This is a genomic window from Pseudomonas sp. UBA6562, from assembly GCF_002434265.1.
Taxonomy (GTDB): domain Bacteria; phylum Pseudomonadota; class Gammaproteobacteria; order Pseudomonadales; family Pseudomonadaceae; genus Aquipseudomonas.
The window spans coordinates 111,781-134,783 of record NZ_DJJS01000009.1; the positions used below are offsets into that span (position 1 = coordinate 111,781).

A 23,003-nucleotide genomic window follows, 5' to 3' on the forward strand; every position below is an offset into this window, starting at 1 on the left:
GGCAGCACCGAACCCGTGCCGCCGTCCTCGAACATCACGCCTTCTGCGGCTCCCGAATCTTGTACCAAGCCACATACAGCGCCGGCAGGAACAGCAGCGTCAGCAGCGTGGCGCTAATGATGCCGCCGATCATGGCGTAGGCCATCGGGCCCCAGAACACTTCGCGGGCGATGGGGATCATGCCCAGGCTGGCCGCAGCGGCGGTGAGCAGGATGGGGCGGCGACGGTGGTTGGTGGCTTCCACCACTGCATCCCATGGCGTGTAGCCTTCAGCCTCGAAGGCATCGATCTGGGTCACCAGAATCACCGAGTTGCGGATGATGATGCCGACCAATGCCAAAATCCCCAGGATCGCCACGAAGCCCATGGGCGTGCCGGTCGGCACCAGCGCCAGCACCACACCGATCAGGCCCAGCGGCGCCACGCTGATCACCAGGAACAGCTTCTGCACGCTGTGCAGCTGGATCATCAGGAAGGTCGCCATGAGGAACAGCATCAGCGGGATCACTTTCGCGATCGGGCCTTGCGCCTTGCCGCTCTCCTCCACCGTGCCGCCTACCGCCACCTCGTAGCCGGTGGGTAGCTTGCCGGCGAACTCGTCGATCTTCGGTTGCAGCTCGGCCACCAGGTCCGTGGGCTGCATGTCGCCGTGCACCGAGGCCTTGAGGGTGATGGTCGGCTTGCGGTCGCGACGCCACACCAGCGGCTGCTCCAGCTCGTAGCGCACCGTGGCGAAGGACAGCAGCGGTATCGAGGTGCCGCTGGGGGTCAGGATCTGCAGGTTCTGCAAGGTGTCGGGCGAGCCGCGTTCGCTGTCTTGCGCGCGGGCCACCACATCGATCAGGTAGATCTCATCGTTGACCTGGGTCACCGGCGCGCCGCTGACGATGCTGTTCATCACGTTGGCCACGTCTTCGGACGACAGGCCCAACTGGCGCGCCTTGTCCTGGGCGATGTCGACGCGCAGCACTTTGCCCGGCTCGTTCCAGTCGTAGATCATGTCGCCGACGTTGGGGTTGGCGTCGAGCACCGAGGCCAGCTCGATGGCGTGGCGGCGCACCTGGTCGATGTCCTTGCCGCTGACCCGGTACTGGATCGGCCGGCCCACGGGCGGGCCCATCTCCAGCGACTGCACGTTGCTGCCGATGCCGACGAAGTCTTCGCGCAGGCGTTTCTTCAAACGCGCGATGAGTTCGCCGCGCTGCTCAAGGCCCGTGCTGACGATCACCAACTGGGCGTAGAAGGGGTTCTGCAGCTGCTGGTCGAGGGGCAGATAGAAACGGATCGCGCCCTGGCCGATGTAGGTGCTCCAGTGGTCGATGTCCTTGTCGTCCTTGAGCGTGGCCTCCAGGCGGTCGACGGTGCGGCGGGTTTCCTCGATCGAGGCGTTCTGCGGCAGGTTGAGGTCGACGAGGATTTCCGGCCGGTCCGAAGAGGGGAAGAACTGGTTCTGCACGAAGCGCATGCCCAGCACTGCCAATGCGAACAGCACGATGGTGAGGATGATCGTCAGCCAACGATGGCGCATGCACCACAGCAGGCCGTGCTCGAAACCACGGGCGATGCGCCCCGGTTTGTTCTCGTGCTGCTTGCCCTTGGCATCGCTGAGGATGTGCACGCCGAGCACCGGCGAGAAGAACACTGCCACCACCCAGGACACCAGCAAGGCCACGGCGATCACCGCGAACAGGGTGAAGGTGTACTCGCCGGCGGAACTGGCGTTGAGGCCGATGGGCACGAAGCCGGCCACGGTGACCAGGGTGCCGGTCAGCATGGGGAAGGCCGTGGACTTGTAGGCGAAGGTGGCGGCGTCTTTCTTGCTGTCGCCGGCCTCCAGCCGGGTGACCATCACTTCCACGGTGATCATGGCGTCGTCCACCAGCAAGCCCAAGGCGATGATCAGCGCGCCCAGGGAAATCCGCTGCATGGTGATGCCGCTGTATTCCATGAACACGAACACCATCGCCAGCACCAGCGGAATCGACAGCGCCACCACCAGCCCCGCGCGCACGCCGAGGCTGACGAAGCTCACCACCAGCACGATGATCACCGCTTCGAACAGCGCGCTGGTGAAGCCGCCGACGGCCTTCTTCACCACTTCGGCCTGTTCGGAGACGCTGTGCACGCCGACACCGACCGGCAACTCGCCGGTGACTTCGTCCATCTTCAGCTTGAGCTGCTCGCCGAAGGTCTGCACGTTGCCGCCCTTCTGCATGCCGATGGCCAGGCCGATGGCGGGCTGGCCGTTGTAGCGGAACATGGGCGCGGGGGGGTCGACGTAGCCGCGCTCGATGGTGGCGATGTCGGCCAGGCGGAAGAAGCGGTCGTTGATGCGCAGGTTGACGTTCTGCAGGTCTTTTTCCGAAGCGAACTGGCCGGTGGTGCGCACCGAAATGCGCTCGGGCCCGGCCTCGATCACCCCGGCCGGGGTCACCTTGTTCTGCGCTTGCAGGGCCTGCATGACCTGACGCTGGTCGATGCCCAGGGCCGCCAGCTTGCGCACCGAGAAGTTCAGGTAGAGCACCTCGTCCTGGGTACCGACCACCTCGACCTTGCCGATGTTCTCCACCTCGCGCACTTCGGCGCGCACCTGTTCGACGTAGTCGCGCAGTTGACGCATGGTCAGGCCGTCGGCGGTGAACGCGTAGATCGAGCCGTACACGTCGCCGAACTCGTCGTTGAACGAGGGGCCCTGAATGCCCTGTGGGAACTGGCCGCGGATGTCCTGGACCTTCTTGCGCACCTGGTACCAGATCTGCGGAATGTCGCCGGCCTTGGTGGTGTCGCGCAGGAACACCATGATGGTCGACTCGCCAGGACGGGTGTAGCTCTTGACGTAGTCGAGCGAGTCGAGTTCTTCGAGCTTCTTCTCGATGCGGTCGGTGACCTGGTACAGGGTTTCGTCCTGGGTCGCACCGGGCCAGCGGGTCTGGATGACCATGGTCTTGATGGTGAACGACGGGTCTTCTTCGCGGCCGAGGTTGAAGTAGGAGAACACCCCCATCAACAGGCCGACGAACATCAGGTACCAGACGAACGACTGATGGCGCAGCGCCCAATCGGAGAGGTTGAAGCCGCCTTTCATCGTGTTTCCTCGTCGAACGTGACCTTCTGGCCTGGCTGGAGACTGTTGACGCCGGCGACCACCACCCGCTCGCCGGGCTTGACCCCGGCGCCCAGCACTGCCGTCTTCTCGCCGCGCTCGAGCACGGTCACATCGCGCAGATTGACTATCTTTTGTTCGGTATCGACCACCCAGACCTGGGCCTTGCCGTCGCGCTCGAGCAGTGCGGTCAGCGGCAGTTCGCTGCGGGCGCTGATCGCCGAGGTCAGGCTGACGCTCACCGAGGTGCCGAGGTTGAAGCCTGACGGCGTGGAGGTGAGGCTCAGGCGTGCGCGGCGCGTGCGCGTGGTGGCGTCGGCCTGGGGTTCGAGTTCGCGCAGGCTGGCAGTGGTGTTGAGCGCCGGGTTGAGTTGCGAGGCCACGGTGAGGGTCATGGCAGGCGTCAAGCGTTCGGCCAGGGCGATGGGAAGGTCGATGACCGCCTCTTTCACGTCGGGGCGGGCCAGCGTCACCACTTCCTGGCCGACGCTCACCGTTTGCCCGGCTTCGACGTGCCAGGCGGTGACCACTGCGGCGTGGTCGGCCTTCAACGTGCCATAGGCCAGCTGGTCGCGGGCCTGGCTGACCGTGGCGCGGGCCTGGGCCATGGAGGCGTTGGCGGTTTTCAAGTCGGTCTGGGCGATGTCCAACTGGGCCTGGGCGCCGACGCCGCGGTCGTACAGCTGCTGCTGGCGACCGGCATTGGCCTGGGCATTGATCTGCTGCGCCTGCACCCGCGCCAGATCGCCTTCGGCGGCGCGCAGTTGGTTCTGCTGGTCGGTGGGGTCGAGGGTGGCCAGGGTCTCGCCGGCCTTCACCGAAGCGCCGACATCGACCCAGCGACGGGCGATACGGCCCGATACGCGAAAGCCCAGGGTGCTTTCGTAACGCGCCTGGAGGGTGCCGGCAAAACGCCCAAGCTGCGCCTGGGACTGTTCCTCGACCACGGTGGAGAGCACCGGGCGCACGGGCTCGGGCTTTTCTTCGTCCTTGCCGCAACCGGCCAGCAGGCATACGCCCGCCAACATGCATAGCAACCGTTTCATGGCAATGCCCCTCCGTCCTTGGCCGCGACCTGTTCGACCTGCATGCCGGGGTGCAACAGTTGCGCACCGTTGATGACCACGGTTTCGCCGTCCTTGATGCCGGCGCTGACGATCACCTTGCCGGTCAGATAACGGGCGATGCGCACCGGGCGCAGTTCGACCTTGTCGCCCTCGCCGACGATCCACACCGCCGGCTCGCGCAAGGTCTTGCTCAGCGCCGACCAGGGCAGTTCGATGCTCGACTGGCCCTGGCTACTGGCGTTGGTTGTCACCGGCGCGCCGAGCGGCATGGCGGCGGGCACGTCGCGCAGGGCTACCTTGACCTGCACCGTGCCGCTTTGCGCCGACACCGTCGGCGTGACCTCGCGCACGGCACCTTGGGCCTGCACGCTGGGGTTTTCCAGCAGTTGCACGGTCAAGCTCGCGTTGCTGGCCGGGGTCATCAGCAGCGACTCGTAGACATTGAACACCGCATCGCGGTCGCCGTCGGCGGCCAGGCGGAACATCGGTTGCGTGGCCTGCACCACTTGGCCGACTTCGGCCTGGCGCTGGGTGATCACGCCATCGGCCGCCGACACCAGAGCGGTGTAGCTCAGCTGCTCATTGGCGTTGGCCAACTGAGCCTGGGCGGCCTTGAGGCCGCTCTGGTTGCCGCGCACGGCGGCTTGCGCGGCATCGTATTCGCTGCGGCTGGTATAGCCCTTGGGCAGCAGCTTTTCCTGGCGCACGAAGGCCGCCGAGCTTTGCGCGACCCGCGCCTGGGCGGCGAAGACCTCGGCCTTGGCCGACTCGACGTTGTTCTTCAAGTCTTTGGGATCGAGCCGTGCCAGCACTTGGCCGGCCTTGACGTGGTCGCCCACATCGACGCTGCGCGATACGATCTTGCCGCCTACGCGAAACGACAGGTCGGTCTGCACCCGTGCCTGCACGTCGCCCGTCAGCACCACCGACGCCGCAAAATTCTGCGGCTCGACGCGCATGACGCCCACCCTGGGCAACTGCGGGGTTTCGGCTTCCCGTTCACAGCCGGACAGCGTGAACGCCAGCCCGAGGCACACGACCAGCAACGGACGCATCACCGCCATGCTCGCTCCTTGTTTGCGCGCAAAAGATTCGTGGCATGCGACTGCCACGCCGGTTCAAGGTTCGATAAACATGGCCGCGCTGCCCCTGAGGCCGACCCGCCAGAATATTCGACACAGGCAGCGAATCTATCGAGTACCCATCACTTTTGCCAGTTGTGGCCGGTTTAGAGTCGATCACACACTCGCTTGGCCTGGAACGTATCGAGGATTGTGATCCTCAAGCGGTTCCTCCAACAGATCCCGACCCTCAGGGAGCACCCCGGTGACCTTCGTACGGACCCATCGCTTTTACCAACACGATCATCTGATCACCGAGCTCAATGGGCAGACGGCACGCTCCGTTTTCCGCCACAAGCATGGCCTATTGGCGCAAGGCACCTTTGCCGATCTGCATTCATTTGCCCTCATGGCGGTAAGCGATACCGATTCGGTCATGGCTGAATACAATCAAGACGGCATATGTCAACGCACCTACGACCCCTATGGTCTATACCCCGTCGCTCAGGACGCGTCACTGGCGCCTTTGGCATTCAACGGCCAACGGCTGGATTTGATTGCCGAAGGCTATTTGCTGGGCAACGGTTATCGCCTGTTCAGCCCTGCGCTGAGGCGATTCTGCAGCCCGGACAGCTTGAGCGCGTTCGGACGAGGCGGTTTGAACAATTATGTTTATTGTGCGGGTGACCCGCTGAATAGAACCGATCCGTCTGGACACTTTTTCCTACCGAGACGGCAGCTTAAAATTGCCTCAGCGGCGATGATGGGCGTGGGGTTTTTAACACTTTTTGGAGCGACGATTGCTTATTCGTCGGACTCGAAAAGTGCAGCAAAAATTTTACTCGGCGTAGGTCTCGGATTGATGGGTGTGGGGGGATTGATTCATCCTAAGGCTTTAGGTCGCTATCTTACAGGGTCACGCCTACCTGAACCCCCAGTCAGAAATAGGTTAATAAGCTTTATACGAGCTGCTCAAATAGAACAGGCCGATTTGCCGCCCGATTATACAACAGCTATTAATGACCCGAGGACTATTATAAGCAGGACCGAAGTAGTCCCAGAAACTCCACCGCCCTCATACCGTAAGGCGACGGCTTATCAAGGAGTCCATAACAGTCGGTCGCACGATGTTGTCAACTCTGGAAACGCTTATGAATTACAGGTTTTTGGCCCCAGCGTTTCGGCCAGTGTTCAAGCAAGCAGCTCAAATATAAGGCGCAGAAGCCTTTAATAAGGTAAGGCCAGAAAATTTCATACGCTCGCTTTTCTTGAGTCGGTTCGATCAGGGGCTGAATCTTTCAAACTCTTTGAATAATCAGCCAAACGCTGGGATCACTGCATATTCCGTAGCACCCTGTAAGTGCGTGCGTTCTCTTGATGCAGGCCGAACACAGGCTACGCATTCAAAGCAGTGTGCGTCACAGAATCCCACCGCACGCTGGCGATCGACTCGAAACCGCGTCCACAGGTTTCGAGCCAAATTTGTTCGAAGCGTATTCAGCCGGCCGCACCAGGGCGCGCCGCCGGTTGCAGGGAATTGCCCGCCGCCCGCTCACTCGTCAGTTGCAGGGTCGTACGCCGTCGCGATACGGTCTGGCAGCCCGCGCGGTCCGAGTTGTTTCATGCCAAGAATGCCAGACTGTTACCGCCCCGATCTGATCTGGGCCAATTGACGCCCTATCGAGTTGGTTATGTACTCAATTTCTCTGTTGGGCATTTTAGGGAACGCCCTACGTAGCGACTCAAATGGATTTCCCCCACTAAGTTTTTCCTCGATAACGATGAAGCGCGCGAGTCGGCTTTTATTAATATTTAAGTGGTCAAAAACCCTTGTACTCACTTTATTGAAATCATGCAAAACCTCGGCTTCGGACGCTGTAATCGCCGCCTGCCCACGCCTGTTTTTTCGCGGGTCGATACTGTCCTCCCGTAGACCTATGTTCTGGCGGTAGCGTGTTCTTGGGTCGACAGGGTCGGTTTCCGTACCACGTCTTCGAGGCCCTGCAGGATCAAGACGAGGCGTCGGTTGTTCATTTCTGGCGGGCAGTCGATCTTGCTGAATCGTCGGTGGCTGCACGTTACCGCCAGGCCTTCCCAGCGAGGGTTCGACCTTTTTGGCTTTAGGTACGTGGGCAATTCTGTGTCGCGCTTGCCCACTCGAGTCGGAAAAATTTATCGGATCTCCCGAGCAGTAAGCGTACGCGTTCACGCCGCCCGATTCGAAGGGGCTGTAAGCGTCCGAGGAAAAAAACGCATCAACGTCGGGCTGTAGGCTCGAAAACCGTTGCCCAAAAGGTAGACGCGATCCAACCCATATTCGCCCGCATAACGAAGGGCACTCTTACGCTCAGCGATAACTGCATACCCATGAACCGTATAGCTTGTAAGCTTCCCAGTCCCCGCTTTATTGTTTTTCCCAGTGCTCATTACAGTCCCACCCTGAGTCATTTTTCCAACGCCATTACAGACGGCTTATTCAACGGGGAGCCTGAGCTGAAAACAAGTCAATGCAAACTGGCAAAAATGCCAGTAACACTTCGGGTGGGAATATCGACGCGCATGAAAAACAGACATTGAAGTGCTGCCCAGGGGGAAGATGTCTGGTAACAGCATCGAACCCCTCGCAGGCCTGCCCGCGAAGGGTTCCGAGCAAGACGATACAGCTACCGCTTCAGCCTCTAGGCCTTTGCCTGACCGGTATTTGCCATAGCGTTTTCTTCGATCGCCAACTGCACCGCCTTGCGCCGCCGCTCTTCGGCTTGGCGGCTGAAGTACCAGACCAGGAAGGTCACCAGCGACACCGACAGCAGAATCAGACTCGCCACCGCGTTGATCTCCGGCTTCACGCCCAGGCGCACCGCCGAGAACACTTCCATTGGCAAGGTCGTCGAACCCGGCCCGGAAACGAAGCTCGCCAGCACCAGGTCGTCCAGCGACAGCGCGAACGACATCATGCCGCCCGCCGCCAGCGACGGTGCGATCATCGGGATGGTGATCAGCAGGAACACCTTCCACGGCCGCGCGCCCAGGTCCATCGCCGCTTCCTCGATGGAAAGATCCAGCTCGCGCAGGCGCGCCGACACCACCACGGCCACATAGGCCGCGCAGAACGTGGTGTGGGCGATCCAGATGGTGACGATGCCGCGCTCCTGCGGCCAGCCGATCATCTGCGCCATGGCCACGAACAGCAGCAACAGCGACAGGCCGGTGATCACCTCGGGCATCACCAATGGCGCGGTGACCAGGCCGCCGAACAGCGTGCGGCCCTTGAAACGCGTGATGCGCGTGAGCACGAAGGCCGCCAGCGTGCCCAGCGCCACCGCCGCCACGGCGGTGTACAGGGCGATCTCCAGCGAGCGCATCACCGAGCCCATCAGCTGGGTGTTGTCGAGCAGGCCCACGTACCACTTCACCGACCAGCCGCCCCAGACCGTCACCAGCTTGGAGGCGTTGAACGAGTAGATCACCAGGATGACCATCGGCAGGTAGATGAACACCAGGCCCAGTACCAGCATCAGCTTCGAGAAACCGAAACGTTTCATGCCCTGCCCTCCAGCTCTTTGGCCTGACTACGGTTGAACAGCAAGATGGGCACGATCAGGATCGCCAGCATCACCACCGCCAGGGCGGACGCCACCGGCCAGTCGCGGTTGTTGAAGAACTCCTGCCACAGCACCTTGCCGATCATCAGGGTCTCAGGGCCGCCGAGCAGTTCGGGAATCACGAACTCGCCCACCACCGGAATGAACACCAGCATGCAGCCGGCGACGATGCCGTTCTTCGACAGCGGCACGGTGATCTTCCAGAAGCTGTTGAAGGTGCTCGAACCCAGGTCGGACGCAGCCTCCAGCAGGCTCTGGTCGTGTTTGACCAAGTTGGCGTACAACGGCAGGATCATGAACGGCAGGTACGAATAGACCACGCCGATGTACACCGCGAGGTTGGTGTTGAGGATCTGCAACGGCTGGTCGATCAGCCCCAGCCACATCAGGAAGCTGTTGAGCAGCCCGTTGTTGCTGAGAATGCCCATCCAGGCATAGACGCGGATGAGGATGGCCGTCCAGGTCGGCATCATGATCAGCAGCAGCAGGACCGTTTGGATGTCCTTGCGCGCATTGGCGATGGCATAGGCCATCGGGTAGCCGATCAACAGGCACAGCAGGGTACTGATGAAAGCCACCTTGAGCGAGCCGAGGTAGGCCGCCAGGTACAGTTCGTCTTCACCGAGCAGGCCGTAGTTGGCCAGGTTCAGCACGATCTGGATCTTGTCTTCGACGAAGGTATAGATCTCGGTGTAGGGCGGGATGGCGACGTCGGCTTCGGCGAAACTGATCTTCAGCACGATGAAGAACGGCAGCATGAAGAACAGGAACAGCCACAGGAACGGCGCCCCGATGACCAGATGCCGGCCCTCCGGCACCAAGCGCTTGAAGGCTCGCTTGAGCTTGCGGATTTTCATGAGCGCAGTACCACGCCGCTGTCGTCTTCCCACCACACGTACACTTCGTCGTCCCAGGTCGGCCGCGCGCCCTGACGTTCGGCGTTGGCCACGAACGACTGCACGACCTTGCCGCTGGGCAGCTTGACGTAGAACACCGAATGCCCGCCCAGGTAGGCGATATCGTGGACCTTGCCACGCGACCAGTTGTGTTCGAAGGTCGGCTGGGTGGTGGTGATCAGTAGTTTCTCGGGGCGCAAGGCGTAGGTGATGTGCTTGTCTTCCACCGAGGTGCTGACGCCGTGGCCGACGTAGATCGCACGCTCCAGCTCCGGCGAGGCGATCAGCGCGTGGCCTTCGGCATCGTCGATCACTTCACCGTCGAACAGGTTGACGTTGCCGATGAACTCGCACACCAGACGGCTGGTGGGCGTCTCGTAGATGTCCACCGGCGAGCCGATCTGCGCGATCCAGCCCAGGTGCATAATGGCGATGCGCTGGGCCATGGTCATGGCCTCTTCCTGGTCGTGGGTGACCATGACGCAGGTCACACCGACCCGTTCGATGATCTCCACCAGTTCCAGTTGCATCTGCGAACGCAGCTTCTTGTCCAGCGCGCCCATCGGCTCGTCGAGCAACAGCAGCTTGGGGCGCTTGGCCAGCGAGCGGGCCAGGGCCACCCGCTGCCGTTGGCCGCCGGAGAGCTGGTGCGGTTTGCGCTTGGCGTACTGGGTCATGTGCACCAGCTTGAGCATCTCGGCCACGCGGGCGTCGATCTCGGCCTTGGGCATCTTGTCCTGTTGCAGGCCGAAGGCGATGTTCTGCGCCACGCTCATGTGCGGGAACAGCGCGTAGGACTGGAACATCATGTTGATCGGCCGCTCGTACGGCGGCATGTCGGTGATGTCCACGCCATCGAGGAAGATCCGCCCCTCGGTGGGGCGTTCGAAGCCGGCGAGCATGCGCAGCAGGGTCGATTTGCCGGACCCGGAACCGCCCAGCAGGGCGAAGATTTCGCCCTTGCGGATTTCCAGGGACACATCGTCCACGGCGACCGTCTCGTCGAATTTTTTCGTTACCCGGTCGATCTTGACCAGCACCTGCTTGGGCTGCTGGGCGCCTTCGAGGGCTTTCTTGTGGGCGCCGGAGGCGAGTGGCATGGATGGAAACTCCCAACAGGATGTGACGGCCCGCCACTTCAGGGCGGGCCCAGAGGGTTACTTGCCCGACTTGACCTTGGTCCAGCTGCGGGTCATCAGACGTTGCACCTTGGGGGGCAACTCGGCGTTGACGAACATCTTGTCCAGCACATCCTGCGCCGGGTATACGGCAGGGTCGGTGGCCACCGTCTGGTCCATCAGGGCCTTGGCCTTGAGGTTGGGGTTGGCGTAGCCGACATAGTCGCTCACCTGCGCGATCACTTCGGGTTCGAGCAGGTAGTTGATCAGGGCATGGGCCTGTTCGGTATTGCGCGCGTCCTTGGGGATCGCCAGCACGTCGAACCACAGGTTGCCGCCTTCCTTGGGGATGGCGTAGGCCAGGTGTACGCCCTTCTTGGCTTCTTCGGCACGGGACTTGGCCTGGAACACGTCGCCGGAGAAACCGGCGGCCACGCAGATGTCGCCGTTGGCGAGGTCCGTGATGTATTTCGAGGAGTGGAAATAGGTCACGTACGGACGCACGGCCAGCAGTTTCTTCTCGGCGGCCTGATAGTCCTTGGCATTGCTGCTGTTGGGGTCCAGGCCCATGTAGTTGAGCACGGCCGGCAGCATTTCGTCGGCCGAGTCGAGGAAGGCGACCCCGCACTGCGAGAGCTTCTTCATGTTTTCCGGCTCGAACAGCATGGCCCAGGAGTCGATCTTGTCGACGCCGAGCACGGCCTTGACCTTGTCGACGTTGTAGCCGATGCCGTTGGTGCCCCACAGATAGGGCACGGCGTATTGGTTGCCGGGGTCGTTCTTCTCCAGACGCTTCATCAGCGACGGATCGAGGTTGGCATAGTTGGGCAGCAGGTTGCGGTCGAGCTTCTGGAACGCGCCCGCCTTGATCTGCTTGCCGAGGAAATGGTTGGACGGCACCACTACGTCATAGCCAGTGCGGCCGGCCAGCAGTTTGCCTTCCAGGGTTTCGTTGGAGTCGAACACGTCCTGCACCGGCTTGATGCCGGTCGCCTTTTCGAAGTCCGCCAACGTGGTCGGCCCGATGTAGTCGGACCAGTTGTACAGGTGTACCGTGCCCGCCGCTTGGACGCTGCATGCCAGCGTCAGCCCCGCGCCGGCCATCAGGGCCTTGCGCAACATGGAAATAGACAAGTGGGTGGTCCTCGCAAAGTGTGCCTGGGGTCACGGCGAACGCATCCGCGCAGGCTAAACCGGCGCGCAACTTACCTGTGTAGGCTGGCTGCCGCAATGTTCATGTGCCTTGCTCACCGCTCGGGCCGGAAAAGCCCGGCCCAGAGGGTGCCCAACGGGCCTACTTGCCCGATTTGATCTTGGTCCAGCTGCGGGTCATCAGGCGCAGGGTGGGTTGGTCCTGGTCGCTGATCGCGTAGAGGTGCTTTTTCACGTCAGCCGACGGATAGATGCTTGCATCGCTGGTGATGTCCTTGTCCACCAACGGGGTCGCGGCCTTGTTGCCGTTCGGGAAGCGTACGGCGTTGGTGATTTCGGCCATGATTTCCGGCTGCATCAGGAAGTCCATGAACTTATAGGCGGCCTCGACGTTTTCGGCATCCTTGGGGATGGCGACCATGTCGTAGAAGGTGCCGGCGCCTTCCTTGGGAATGCTGTAGGCCAGCTTGACCTTGTCGCCCGCTTCGTGGGCGCGGGTCTTGGCCTGCTCCAGGTCGCCCGAATAGCCGACCGCCACGCACAGGTTGCCGTTGGCCAGGTCCGAGATGTACTTGGAAGAGTGGAAGTAGGCCACCGATGGGCGAATGCTCAGGAACAGGTCTTCGGCCGCTTTGAGGTCGGCCTTGTCCTTGCTGTCGGTCGGTTTGCCCAGGTAATGCAGCGCGGCCGGGATCATCTCGGTCGGCGCATCGAGGAAGCTCACGCCGCAGCTTTTGAGCTTGGCGATGTTCTCGGGCTTGAACACCACGTCCCACGAATCGATCTTGTCCACGCCCAGCGCGGCCTTGACCTTCTCCGGGTTGTAGCCGATGCCGATCGAACCCCACATGTACGGGAAGGCGTGCTGGTTGCCCTTGTCGCTGGCGTCACCGACGGCCTTGAGCAGGTCTTCGTCGAGGTTCTTCCAGTTCGGCAGCTTGGACTTGTCCAGCTCCTGATAGACGCCGGCCTTGATCTGCTTGGCCAGGAAGTTGTTCGACGGCACCACGATGTCGTAGCCCGACTTGCCCGCCAGCAGCTTGGCTTCGAGGGTCTCGTTGCTGTCGAACACGTCGTACACGACCTTGATGCCGCTCTGCTTCTCGAACTTGGCCACGGTGTCGGCGGCGATGTAGTCGGACCAGTTGTAGACGTGCAGCACCTTGTCGTCCGCCATGGCGGCGGTGGCCACGGCACCCATCAGGGAAGCGGCCAGCAGCGTCTTGCCCATTTTCTTCATGTGTAGTGCTCCAGATTTTTTGTCGTGTTCAGTGGTTCAACAGCCCTACGTCACCAGGTGTTGCCCGAAAAGACGCCGAGCGAGGGTCGGAGTGGCTCGAAGCTAGGCGCATCGATGCGCCTAGCTTCGTATTTACCAACCTTCATTCGGCGCTTTTCTTACAGACATAGTCTGGCAAGTTAACCAGCGCCGTTTCAACCAAGACGGGCAATCCAAGCGGTTAGTGCCATTTCGCTGAGCGCTGCCCGAAAAAGCCTGGCTTCAATTGAGCGCTTGCAAGGTCAGGTCCAGGCACTTGCGCGCCTTCTCGACCAGTTCGTCGATCTCGGCATGGCTGATCACCAGCGGCGGCGCGATGATCATGGTGTCGCCCACGGCGCGCATGATCAGCCCATTGTCGAAACAGAAGTTGCGGCAGATCATCCCGGCTTCCTGACCCTCGTAGCGGCTGCGCGTGGCCTTGTCCTTGACCAGCTCGATGGCGCCGAGCAGGCCCAGGCCGCGGACTTCGCCCACCAGGGGGTGGTCCTGCAGTTCACGCAGACGTTTCTGCAAATACGGTGCCGCTTCGCTGCAGGCGTTTTCGATGATCTTCTCATCGCGCAGGATGCGCAGGTTTTCCAGGCCCACGGCGGCGGCCACCGGATGGCCGGAGTAGGTGAAGCCGTGGTTGAAGTCGCCGCCTTCGCTGATCACTTTGGCCACCTCGTCGCGCACGATCACCCCGCCCATGGGGATGTAGCCGGAAGTGAGGCCCTTGGCGATGGTCATCAGGTCGGGCTTGAGGCCGTAATAGTCGGAGCCGAACCACTCGCCGGTGCGGCCGAAACCGCAGATCACTTCGTCGGCCACGAACAGGATGTCGTAGCGGGCGAGGATTTCCTTGATCTTCGGCCAGTAGGTGTCGGGCGGAATGATCACCCCGCCCGCGCCCTGGATCGGCTCGGCGATGAAGGCCGCGACGTTGTCTTCGCCCACTTCGAGGATTTTCTGCTCGAGCTGCTCGGCGGCCCAGGTGCCGAAAGCCTCCGGCGTCATGTCGCCGCCTTCGCCGAACCAATACGGCTGCGCGATGTGCACGATGCCGGGAATCGGCAGGCCGCCCTGGGCATGCATGCCGCTCATGCCGCCCAGGCTCGCGCCGGCCACGGTCGAGCCGTGGTAGCCGTTGACTCGGCCGATCAGGGTCTGCTTGTGCGGCTTGCCCTTGAGCGCCCAGTAGTGGCGGACCATCCGCAGTACGGTGTCGTTGCCTTCGGAACCGGAGCCGGTGAAGAACACGTGGCTCATGCCGGCCGGCGCCACCTCGGTGATGGCCTTGGCCAGTTCCAGCGCCGGCGGGTGGGCGGTCTGGAAGAACAGGTTGTAGTACGGCAGTTCGCGCATCTGCTTTTCGGCGGCCTGCACCAGCTCTTCGCGGCCGTACCCGACGGCGACGCACCACAGCCCGGCCATGCCGTCGAGGATCTGCCGGCCTTCGCTGTCCCACAAGTGCACGCCCTTGGCCTTGGTGATGATGCGCGGGCCCTTGGCCTTCAGCTGCTTGTAGTCGCTGAAGGGCGCCAGGTGGTGCTCGCCGCTCAAGGCTTGCCATTCACGGGTTTGCGGGTTGACGACGCTCATGTGCTTCTCCATTGGGCCACGGGCCGCCGCAGCGGCCCAGGATTGATCAGACTGCGAACAGCAGGAACTCACGCTCCCAGGAACTGATGACGCGTTTGAAGTTTTCGTGCTCCGCGCGCTTGGTGGCGACGTAGCCGGCGATGAATTTCTTGCCCAGGTACTGCTCCAGGGCACGGCTGTTTTCCATGCGCTCCAGGGCATCTTCGATGGTCAGCGGCAGGCGCAGGTTGCGCCGCTCGTAGCCGCGGCCCACCACCGGGGCGCTGGCCTCGATGCCCTCGACCATGCCGATGTAGCCGCACAGCAGGCTGGCGGCGATGGCCAGGTAGGGGTTGGCATCGGCGCCGGGCAGGCGGTTCTCGACGCGGCGGTTCTGCGGCGTGGCATCCGGCACGCGCAAGCCGACGGTGCGGTTCTCTTCGCCCCACTCGACGTTCACCGGCGCCGAGGTGTCGGGCAGGAAACGGCGGAACGAGTTGACGTTGGGCGCGAACAGCGGCAGCGCTTCGGGAATGAATTTCTGCAGGCCGCCGATGTGGTTGAGGAACAGCGCGCTCATGCTGCCGTCGTCGTTGGCGAAGATGTTCTTGCCGGTGGCGAGGTCGATCACGCTCTGGTGCAGGTGCATGGCACTGCCTGGCTCGCCGGTCATGGGCTTGGCCATGAAGGTCGCGGCCACGTTGTGCTTGAGTGCGGCCTCGCGCATGGTGCGTTTGAACACCAGGATCTGGTCGGCCAGGTGCAGCGCGTCGCCGTGACGGAAGTTGATCTCCATCTGCGCGGTGCCGTCTTCGTGGATCAGCGTGTCGAGGTCCAGCTCCTGCAATTCGCACCAGTCGTAGACATCTTCGAACAGCGGGTCGAACTCGTTGGCGGCCTCGATGGAGAACGACTGCCGACCGGTTTCCGGGCGCCCGGAGCGGCCGACCGGCGGCTGCAACGGGAAGTCCGGGTCTTCGGCGCGCTTGGTCAGGTAGAACTCCATCTCCGGCGCGACGATGGGCTGCCAACCTTTGTCGGCGTAGAGCTTGAGCACCTTCTTCAAGACGTTGCGCGGCGACAGCTCGATCGGGTTGCCTTTCTTGTCGTAGGTGTCGTGGATCACCTGGGCGGTGGGTTCGATGGCCCAGGGCACGAGGTAGACGGCGCTCTCGTCGGGGCGGCAGATCATGTCGATGTCGGCCGGGTCGAGCAGTTCGTAATAGATGTCGTCGTCGACGTAATCGCCGGTCACCGTCTGCAGCAATACGCTCTCGGGCAGACGCATGCCTTTTTCGGCGATGAACTTGTTGGTGGGTGAAATCTTGCCGCGGGTAATACCGGTCAGGTCGCTGATCAGGCATTCGACTTCGGTGATCTTGTGTTCTTTCAACCAATCGGTGAGCTGGTCGAGGTTGTTACTCATAAATACCTCAGAGGATGGTATGACCCGGCGAATACGCGCAGGGTGGGGTCATGCGGCTGCAGGCGAAGGCCGGCACGATGCATCAGACCGCCTGGACGGGCCTGCGTTTTGATTCTGGCTGTACTGCATGGCTAAAGCAAAACGGCCTGCATGACGGGCCATCGTCGAGGTAGTGCCTGTGGGCAGAGGGAAAGCGCATGCCCTCGATGCGAGGCGAGCGAGTGGCAACGTCAACTATTGTGGTCAGTGCGCAGCGCATTGGCGCTCGTCTGGCAACGGTGCCGCCGCATACGTGCCAGCCCGCTGCCGACGATGGGCAGACGGATTTTTCAGGTCGACGGGAGCGGACCATGACACCCTCGTATTGTTCTGTTCTGGGTGAGTCGGAGCTTAGCGGTGTCCATTTTTTTATACAACTGCCCTGTAAAAAATAGAATACGCCGAGGGCGCTATATCCGTTCTCGACTAAAATGGCACATAATGCCGAGCCCCAAATTGCAGCAAATCTGCCGTAGATGAGCCATTTCAGGGCGTCAGGGGCCTGGCTTGACTTGGTAAACGCTTTGCGATTGACTGAGTTGGCAAGCCCCCCTTGATTGATATTTTTAACAACAAAGGTGTTGCATCATGTCGGTACCCCCGCGTGCCGTTCAGCTTAACGAAGCGAACGCGTTCCTTAAGGAACATCCTGAGGTTCTCTACGTTGACCTTCTGATTGCAGATATGAATGGTGTGGTGCGTGGCAAGCGCATCGAGCGCACCAGCCTCCACAAGGTTTACGAGAAAGGCATCAACCTGCCGGCCTCCCTCTTCGCCCTCGACATCAACGGTTCGACCGTCGAAAGCACAGGGCTGGGTCTGGACATCGGCGATGCCGACCGCATCTGCTATCCGATCCCCGACACGCTCTCCAACGAGCCTTGGCAGAAGCGCCCCACCGCGCAGCTGCTTATGACCATGCACGAAATCGAAGGCGAACCTTTCTTCGCCGACCCGCGGGAAGTGTTGCGCCAAGTGGTGAGCAAGTTCACCGACATGGGCCTGACCATCTGCGCGGCGTTCGAGCTGGAGTTCTACCTGATCGACCAGGAGAACGTGAACGGCCGTCCGCAGCCGCCGCGCTCGCCCATTTCCGGCAAGCGTCCGCAGTCCACCCAGGTCTATCTGATCGACGACCTCGACGAATACGCCGACTGCCTGCAGGACATCCTCGAAGGCGCCAAGGAACAAGGCATTCCGGCCGACGCCATCGTCAAGGAAAGCGCCCCGGCGCAGTTCGAAGTCAACCTGCACCACGTGCCCGACGCGCTCAAGGCCTGCGACTACGCCGTGCTGCTCAAGCGCCTGATCAAGAACATCGCCTACGACCATGAAATGGACACCACCTTCATGGCCAAGCCCTATCCGGGCCAGGCAGGCAACGGGCTGCACGTACACATTTCGATTCTGGATAAAGACGGCAACAACATCTTTACCAGCGAGGATCCCGAGCAGAACGCCGCGCTGCGTCACGCGATCGGCGGTGTGCTCGAGACCCTGCCCGCGTCCATGGCTTTCCTTTGCCCGAACGTGAACTCGTACCGCCGCTTCGGCGCGCAGTTCTACGTGCCCAACGCGCCGAGCTGGGGCCTGGACAACCGCACCGTGGCCCTGCGCGTGCCGACCGGTTCGCCCGACGCGGTACGCATCGAGCACCGCGTGGCCGGCGCCGACGCCAACCCGTACCTGATGATGGCTGCCGTGCTGGCCGGCGTGCACCACGGCCTGACCAACAAGGTCGAACCCGGCACGCCGATCGAAGGCAACTCGTACGAGCAGCTCGAACAGAGCCTGCCGAACAACCTGCGCGATGCCCTGCGCGAGCTGGACGACAGCGAGATCCTCAACAAGTACATCGATCCGAAATACATCGACATCTTCGTCGCGTGCAAGGAAAGCGAGCTGGAGGAATTCGAACACTCCATCTCCGACCTCGAGTACAACTGGTACTTGCACACGGTCTGATACGAATGAAAACGCCGCCCTCAGGGGCGGCGTTTTGCTGTGTGGCATAAAGTGGAGGGCGTTGCCAAAGCGTCCTCGCTGGAGCTGGAGCGGACGGCATCAACGCCTCTTGTAGCTCGCGTCTCTCACCCTCAAATCGACTTCTCGAAAATCTTCGAATTACGCTGGAAGTTGTACAGCGACGCACGCGCCGCCGGCAGCCGTTCCACACCGCTGGGCGCGAAGCCGCGTTCGCGGAACCAATGGGCGGTGCGGGTGGTGAGCACGAACAGCGTGTCCAGACCCAACTGCCGCGCACGGTTTTCGATACGTTCGAGCAGGTCGTCGCCGCGCCCGCCGTGGCGGTATTCGGGGTTCACCGCCAGACAGGCCAACTCCCCGGCCTGTGAATCGGCGATGGGGTACAGCGCCGCGCAAGCGATGATCATGCCCTCGCGCTCGACCACGCTGAACTGCTCGATTTCGCGTTCCAGCACTTCCCGCGAGCGGCGCACCAAGATGCCCTGCTCTTCCAGCGGACTGATCAGATCGAGCAGGCCGCCGACGTCTTCGATGGTGGCCTCGCGCACGATCTCGAACTGCTCCTGCGCCACCAGGGTGCCGCTGCCGTCGCGGGTGAACAGCTCGGTCAGCAACGCGCCGTTTTCGGCATAGCTGACGATGTGGCTACGCATCACGCCGCCCTTGCAGGCCTGTGCGGCGGCATCGAGCAGTTCGCCTTGATAGTCGCTACCCAACCGCGCCAGGTGCGGCGGAATCTGTTGCGGACGAAGCTCGCGCACCAGCTTGCCGCCCTCGTCCAGCAAACCCGGTTCGGCGCCGAACAACAGCAGCTTGTCGGCGCCGAGCTCGATGGCGGCGCGGGTGGCGACGTCTTCGCAGGCCAGGTTGAAGATCTCGCCAGTCGGCGAATAGCCCAGCGACGACAGCAGCACGATGGAGCGCTCGTCGAGCAGGCGCCCGATGCCCTTGCGGTCGATGCGCCGCACTTCGCCGGTGTGCACGTAGTCGATGCCTTCCAGCACACCGATGGGCCGCGCGGTGACCAGGTTGCCGCCAGCGACGCGCAGCCGCGAGCCCTGCATGGGCGAAGCGGCGATGTCCATCGACAGGCGCGCCTCGATGGCCAGGCGCAGCGCGCCCACGGCGTCGATCACGCATTCGAGGGTCGGCGCGTCGGTGATGCGCAGGCCACGGTGGTAGCGCGGGGCCAGGCCGCGGGCGGCCAGGCGGCTTTCGATCTGCGGCCGAGAGCCGTGCACCAGCACCAGGCGTACGCCCAGGCTGTGCAGCAGCACCAGGTCGTGGACGATGTTGCCGAAGTTGGGGTGGTCGACGCCTTCACCGGGTAGCATCACCACGAAGGTGCAGTCGCGATGGGCATTGATGTAGGGCGAAGCATGGCGCAACCAGTTGACGTATTCGGGCATGACGGGGCCTGTGGCTAAGTGGACGGAGAACGGGGATGCGAACGGCGTTCAGGATCATCGTCGGAACAGGCTTGCGGTCACGCGTACGCTCCTTGTGGCAAGACGAAAAACGGTGGTGGGTGGTTTAGTGCAGGCAATAGTGCTGGATCAGTTCCCGCAATAGACGCACGGTCGGGTCCAGAAGTGACATGTCCAGGTATTCGCCCGGTTGGTGGGCGCAGCGGATGTCGCCCGGGCCGAGCACGATGGTCTCGCAGCCCAGCTGTTGCAGGTACGGTGCTTCGGTACCGAAGGCCACGGCTTCGGCAGCGTGTCCGGTCAGACGCTCGGCCAGGCGCACCAGTTCGGTGTCGGCGGCCTGCTCGAAGGGCGGCACTTCCGGGAACAGCGGCGCGTAGTCGATCTTCACCTCGTGGCGCTCGGCCAGGGGCCGCAACTTGGCGCCGATGGCCGCGCGCAGTTGCTCGACGTCCATGCCGGGCAAAGGCCGCAGGTCGAACTCCAGCGAACATTGGCCGCAGATGCGATTGGGGTTGTCGCCGCCGTGGATGCAGCCGAAGTTCATGGTCGGCGTGGGCACGGAGAACTGTGGGTTGCTGTAGGTGTTCTGCCACTGCCGGCGCAGGCCCATCAGTTCGCCCATCACCGCATGCATGGCTTCCAGCGCGCTGTGGCCCAGGCTCGGGTCGGAGGAGTGGCCGCTGCGCCCGAGGATGTCGATGCGGTCCATGAGGATGCCCTTGTGCATACGGATCGGCCGCAGCCCGGTGGGCTCGCCGATTACCGCGGCGCGCCCGAGCGGTTGCCCGGCTTCGGCCAGGGCGCGGGCGCCGGACATGGAGCTTTCTTCGTCGCAGGTGGCGAGGATCAGCAGCGGCTGCTTGAAATCGTGCGCCAGCAAGGGCTGCACGGCCTCGATCACCAGGGCGAAGAAACCTTTCATGTCGCAACTGCCCAGCCCGATCCAGCGGCCGTCCTGCTCGGTCAGCTTGAGCGGATCGGTGCGCCACAGCTGCTCGTCGAACGGCACGGTGTCGCTGTGCCCGGCCAGCACCAGGCCGCCCGGGCCGCTGCCGCGGGTGGCCAGCAGGTTGAATTTGCCGGGGGTGACCTGCTGGATTTCACAGGCGAAGCCCAGGTCGCCCAACCAACCGGCGAGCAGGTCGATGACCGGACGGTTGGACTGGTCCAGCGACGGCTGGGTGCAGCTGACGGAAGGCGCGGCGATCAGCGCGGCGAACTGTTCTTTCAACGACGGCAGTGGCATGCGCGCTCTCCTCAAGATCTGCGGCCATCATAACCACGGCGGCAGGCCCTGGGGCAAGGCTACCGGCTTGACCGACGGCCCGGCGCAGCGGTAGAGGCGCGACTGCTGTAGACTGGCAGACATTCACGCCCCTGCTCCGAGCCCCGCCATGCCCACAGAAACCGAACTCAAACTCCGCGCCAGCCGCGAGACCCTTGCCGCCCTGCGCGAGCACCCCCTGCTGAAAAAGCGCAACAAGTCCGGCTGGCAGACCCGCGAGCTGACCAACCAATATTTCGACACCGCCGAGGGCGACCTGTCGGCCGCCCAAGTGGCGCTGCGCCTGCGCCGCGACGGCGAGGTCATCATCCAGACCCTCAAGTGCCGCGGCCGCAGCGTCGCCGGATTGTCGGAGCGCCAAGAGTTCGAATGGCAGCTGGACAAACCCAAGCTCGACCTGAAAAAGCTCGACGCTACTTGCTGGCCCGAGGCGCTGGCCGCGCTCGACAAGAAAACCATCAAACCGCTGTTCAGCACCGATTTCACCCGCGAATACGCTGAAATCGCCTGGGGTCGCGGCAAGGCGAAAGTGGTGATCGAAGTCGCACTCGACCAGGGCTCGGTCGTGGCGGGCAAGCGCAAGGAGGACATCTGCGAAGTCGAGCTGGAGCTGCGCGAAGGCAACGCCGAAGCACTGCTGGAACTGGCCGCCGAACTGGCCGCCACGCATGCCCTGATGCCGTGCGACATCAGCAAGGCCGAGCGCGGCTACCGTCTGCTCGACCCGGCCAGCTACGACCTGGACCTGCCGGCTACCGAGCTGACGCCGGACATGGCCCTGGACGACGCCTTCGCCGCCCTGGCTTGGCAACTGCTGGGCAGCAGCCAGCGCCTGGCCGAGCAATACCGCCACAACGGCCACTGGAGCCTGCTGCAGGACTGGGTCAAGTGCCTCGCCGAACTGCGCGCGCTGGTCGCCAGCCTCGGCCAAGCCGCGCCGCGCCCCACCACGCGCGCGCTGCGCACCAGCCTCGACGCACTGCTGGAAGACTGGCGCCCGCTGGTCCAGGCCGGCAACGACGACGAAGACATCCGCCGCGCCGCGCCCGAGCAGTTCGCCGAAGAGCTGGAAGACCCACGCTGGGGCCAGTTCTCGCTGGACACCTCGCGCTGGTTGCTGGCCCGCAGCTGGACCGTCGAGCGCAGCAAGCGCGGCGAGCGCCAGGGCAAGGCGCAATTGGCCAGCTGGCTGATGCACCTGCTGGGCGAAGAAGGCCGCGATCTGCAACTGGCGCTGTACGTCCAGCGTCCCGAAGACTTGGGCGAACAATTGCCGCGCATCGAGCGCCTGCAGAGCTGGCTGCACCATGCCCGCCAGGTGCTCGAAGCGCCGCAGCTCGACCGCCTGTACGGCGACCTCAACAAGCTGCAGCAACTGGCCGAGCAACCTTTGGGCGACGACGAAGCCGAGGTGCGCGAGCAATTGCTCGAAGCCCGCATCGAACAGGCCCGCGCGGTCGATCAGAGCCGCGGCTGGAAGTACCTGCTCAAATCCGCCTCAACGCGCTAACGGCAGGCAGGTGGTGGACTTGATCTCCGACAGCGCGACGATCGAGTTCACCTCCTGGATGCCCGGCACGTTCGACAGCTTTTCGAAGAAGAAACGTTCGTAGGCCTCGATGTCCGAGGTCACGATGCGTAACAGAAAGTCCACCGAGCCCATCAGCACATAACATTCCAGCACTTCCGGAAATTCCCGAATCGCGTCGGTGAATTCGGTGAAGTTCGAGCGACCATGGGCGTTGAGCTTCACTTCGGCGAAGATCTGCGTGTTCAGCCCCACTTTCTTGCGGTCCAGCAGGGTCACCTGCGCGCGGATCACCCCCTCTTCCTTCAAGCGCTGGATACGCCGCCAGCAGGGCGATTGCGACAAGCCCACGCGTTCGGCCACCTGTGCGCTGGACAGCGAAGCGTCTTCTTGCAGCACCTCGAGGATGCGGCGGTCGTAGGCATCCAGCTCGCTTTGCATGATCAATTCTCCAAACGCTTTTCTACG

Annotated in this window: 16 protein-coding genes; 3 read left to right on the forward strand and 13 right to left on the reverse strand. The window is 62.7% G+C overall.

Features of this window, described 5'->3' with window-relative positions:
* Nucleotides 1-34: 34 nt before the first annotated feature.
* Genes B4M43_RS19540 through B4M43_RS19550 form a run of 3 tightly spaced genes read right to left on the reverse strand, consistent with a single transcriptional unit; the run spans nucleotide 35 to nucleotide 5,234 of the window.
* The gene (locus B4M43_RS19540) at nucleotides 35-3,085 is read right to left on the reverse strand and encodes an efflux RND transporter permease subunit (RefSeq protein ID WP_296269127.1); all 3,051 of its coding nucleotides are present in this window, start codon (nucleotides 3,083-3,085) and stop codon (nucleotides 35-37) included.
* Nucleotides 3,082-4,149 carry an efflux RND transporter periplasmic adaptor subunit gene (locus tag B4M43_RS19545; protein WP_296269128.1) on the reverse strand — a complete coding sequence of 356 codons (1,068 nt, stop codon included), beginning with the start codon at nucleotides 4,147-4,149 and terminating at the stop codon, nucleotides 3,082-3,084. Before B4M43_RS19545 ends, B4M43_RS19540 begins: the two co-directional genes overlap by 4 nt.
* Entirely contained in the window at nucleotides 4,146-5,234 is a 1,089-nt protein-coding gene (locus B4M43_RS19550; RefSeq protein WP_296269129.1) for an efflux RND transporter periplasmic adaptor subunit, read from the reverse strand. Before B4M43_RS19550 ends, B4M43_RS19545 begins: the two co-directional genes overlap by 4 nt.
* A gap of 262 nt (nucleotides 5,235-5,496) precedes the next feature.
* Between B4M43_RS19550 and B4M43_RS19555 the strand changes: the two genes are divergently transcribed.
* Nucleotides 5,497-6,462 carry an RHS repeat-associated core domain-containing protein gene (locus tag B4M43_RS19555; protein WP_296269130.1) on the forward strand — a complete coding sequence of 322 codons (966 nt, stop codon included), beginning with the start codon at nucleotides 5,497-5,499 and terminating at the stop codon, nucleotides 6,460-6,462.
* Between the two features lie 1,447 nt (nucleotides 6,463-7,909).
* On the opposite strand, the gene B4M43_RS19565 is transcribed toward B4M43_RS19555, so the two are convergent.
* From B4M43_RS19565 to B4M43_RS19595, 7 genes are all read right to left on the reverse strand, one after another.
* Nucleotides 7,910-8,773, reverse strand: a complete 864-nt coding sequence (locus B4M43_RS19565) for an ABC transporter permease subunit (protein ID WP_296269131.1) — start codon at nucleotides 8,771-8,773, stop codon at nucleotides 7,910-7,912.
* The gene (locus B4M43_RS19570; protein ID WP_296269185.1) at nucleotides 8,770-9,651 is read right to left on the reverse strand and encodes an ABC transporter permease subunit; all 882 of its coding nucleotides are present in this window, start codon (nucleotides 9,649-9,651) and stop codon (nucleotides 8,770-8,772) included. The genes B4M43_RS19565 and B4M43_RS19570 overlap by 4 nt, the downstream gene beginning before the upstream one ends.
* Before the next feature lie 35 nt (nucleotides 9,652-9,686).
* The gene (gene potA / locus B4M43_RS19575) at nucleotides 9,687-10,829 is read right to left on the reverse strand and encodes a polyamine ABC transporter ATP-binding protein (protein ID WP_296269132.1); all 1,143 of its coding nucleotides are present in this window, start codon (nucleotides 10,827-10,829) and stop codon (nucleotides 9,687-9,689) included.
* Between the two features lie 57 nt (nucleotides 10,830-10,886).
* Nucleotides 10,887-11,981 carry a polyamine ABC transporter substrate-binding protein gene (locus B4M43_RS19580; protein ID WP_296269133.1) on the reverse strand — a complete coding sequence of 365 codons (1,095 nt, stop codon included), beginning with the start codon at nucleotides 11,979-11,981 and terminating at the stop codon, nucleotides 10,887-10,889.
* A 160-nt stretch (nucleotides 11,982-12,141) separates the two neighbouring features.
* Nucleotides 12,142-13,239 carry a polyamine ABC transporter substrate-binding protein gene (locus B4M43_RS19585; protein ID WP_296269134.1) on the reverse strand — a complete coding sequence of 366 codons (1,098 nt, stop codon included), beginning with the start codon at nucleotides 13,237-13,239 and terminating at the stop codon, nucleotides 12,142-12,144.
* A 261-nt stretch (nucleotides 13,240-13,500) separates the two neighbouring features.
* A complete protein-coding gene (locus B4M43_RS19590) occupies nucleotides 13,501-14,862 on the reverse strand; it encodes an aspartate aminotransferase family protein (protein ID WP_296269135.1) in 1,362 nt (453 codons plus the stop codon).
* 46 nt (nucleotides 14,863-14,908) lie between these two features.
* Nucleotides 14,909-16,267, reverse strand: a complete 1,359-nt coding sequence (locus B4M43_RS19595; RefSeq protein WP_296269136.1) for a glutamine synthetase family protein — start codon at nucleotides 16,265-16,267, stop codon at nucleotides 14,909-14,911.
* Nucleotides 16,268-16,894: 627 nt separating this feature from the next.
* Here B4M43_RS19595 and B4M43_RS19600 point away from each other — a divergent pair.
* Entirely contained in the window at nucleotides 16,895-18,271 is a 1,377-nt protein-coding gene (locus B4M43_RS19600) for a glutamine synthetase family protein (protein WP_296269137.1), read from the forward strand.
* A 131-nt stretch (nucleotides 18,272-18,402) separates the two neighbouring features.
* Here the strand turns inward: B4M43_RS19600 and argA are convergent, their stop codons facing one another.
* Together argA and argE are read right to left on the reverse strand one after the other, a co-directional pair.
* Nucleotides 18,403-19,701, reverse strand: a complete 1,299-nt coding sequence (argA, locus tag B4M43_RS19605; RefSeq protein ID WP_296269138.1) for an amino-acid N-acetyltransferase — start codon at nucleotides 19,699-19,701, stop codon at nucleotides 18,403-18,405.
* 124 nt (nucleotides 19,702-19,825) lie between these two features.
* A complete protein-coding gene (gene argE / locus B4M43_RS19610) occupies nucleotides 19,826-20,968 on the reverse strand; it encodes an acetylornithine deacetylase (RefSeq protein ID WP_296269139.1) in 1,143 nt (380 codons plus the stop codon).
* 148 nt (nucleotides 20,969-21,116) lie between these two features.
* Between argE and B4M43_RS19615 the strand changes: the two genes are divergently transcribed.
* Nucleotides 21,117-22,517, forward strand: a complete 1,401-nt coding sequence (locus B4M43_RS19615; protein ID WP_296269140.1) for an inorganic triphosphatase — start codon at nucleotides 21,117-21,119, stop codon at nucleotides 22,515-22,517.
* Here the strand turns inward: B4M43_RS19615 and B4M43_RS19620 are convergent.
* Entirely contained in the window at nucleotides 22,506-22,976 is a 471-nt protein-coding gene (locus B4M43_RS19620) for an Lrp/AsnC family transcriptional regulator (protein WP_296269141.1), read from the reverse strand. The two genes, B4M43_RS19615 and B4M43_RS19620, sit on opposite strands and share 12 nt — an antisense overlap.
* Nucleotides 22,977-23,003 lie beyond the last annotated feature (27 nt).

Coding starts and splice junctions, on each gene's coding strand:
- B4M43_RS19540 (WP_296269127.1), bottom strand. CDS start 3,085: ATGAAAGGCGGCTTCAACCTCTCCGATTGGGCGCTGCGCCATCAGTCG.
- B4M43_RS19545 (WP_296269128.1), bottom strand. CDS start 4,149: ATGAAACGGTTGCTATGCATGTTGGCGGGCGTATGCCTGCTGGCCGGT.
- B4M43_RS19550 (WP_296269129.1), bottom strand. CDS start 5,234: ATGGCGGTGATGCGTCCGTTGCTGGTCGTGTGCCTCGGGCTGGCGTTC.
- B4M43_RS19565 (WP_296269131.1), bottom strand. CDS start 8,773: ATGAAACGTTTCGGTTTCTCGAAGCTGATGCTGGTACTGGGCCTGGTG.
- potA (WP_296269132.1), bottom strand. CDS start 10,829: ATGCCACTCGCCTCCGGCGCCCACAAGAAAGCCCTCGAAGGCGCCCAG.
- B4M43_RS19585 (WP_296269134.1), bottom strand. CDS start 13,239: ATGAAGAAAATGGGCAAGACGCTGCTGGCCGCTTCCCTGATGGGTGCC.
- B4M43_RS19590 (WP_296269135.1), bottom strand. CDS start 14,862: ATGAGCGTCGTCAACCCGCAAACCCGTGAATGGCAAGCCTTGAGCGGC.
- B4M43_RS19595 (WP_296269136.1), bottom strand. CDS start 16,267: ATGAGTAACAACCTCGACCAGCTCACCGATTGGTTGAAAGAACACAAG.
- B4M43_RS19600 (WP_296269137.1), top strand. CDS start 16,895: ATGTCGGTACCCCCGCGTGCCGTTCAGCTTAACGAAGCGAACGCGTTC.
- argA (WP_296269138.1), bottom strand. CDS start 19,701: ATGCCCGAATACGTCAACTGGTTGCGCCATGCTTCGCCCTACATCAAT.
- argE (WP_296269139.1), bottom strand. CDS start 20,968: ATGCCACTGCCGTCGTTGAAAGAACAGTTCGCCGCGCTGATCGCCGCG.
- B4M43_RS19615 (WP_296269140.1), top strand. CDS start 21,117: ATGCCCACAGAAACCGAACTCAAACTCCGCGCCAGCCGCGAGACCCTT.
- B4M43_RS19620 (WP_296269141.1), bottom strand. CDS start 22,976: ATGCAAAGCGAGCTGGATGCCTACGACCGCCGCATCCTCGAGGTGCTG.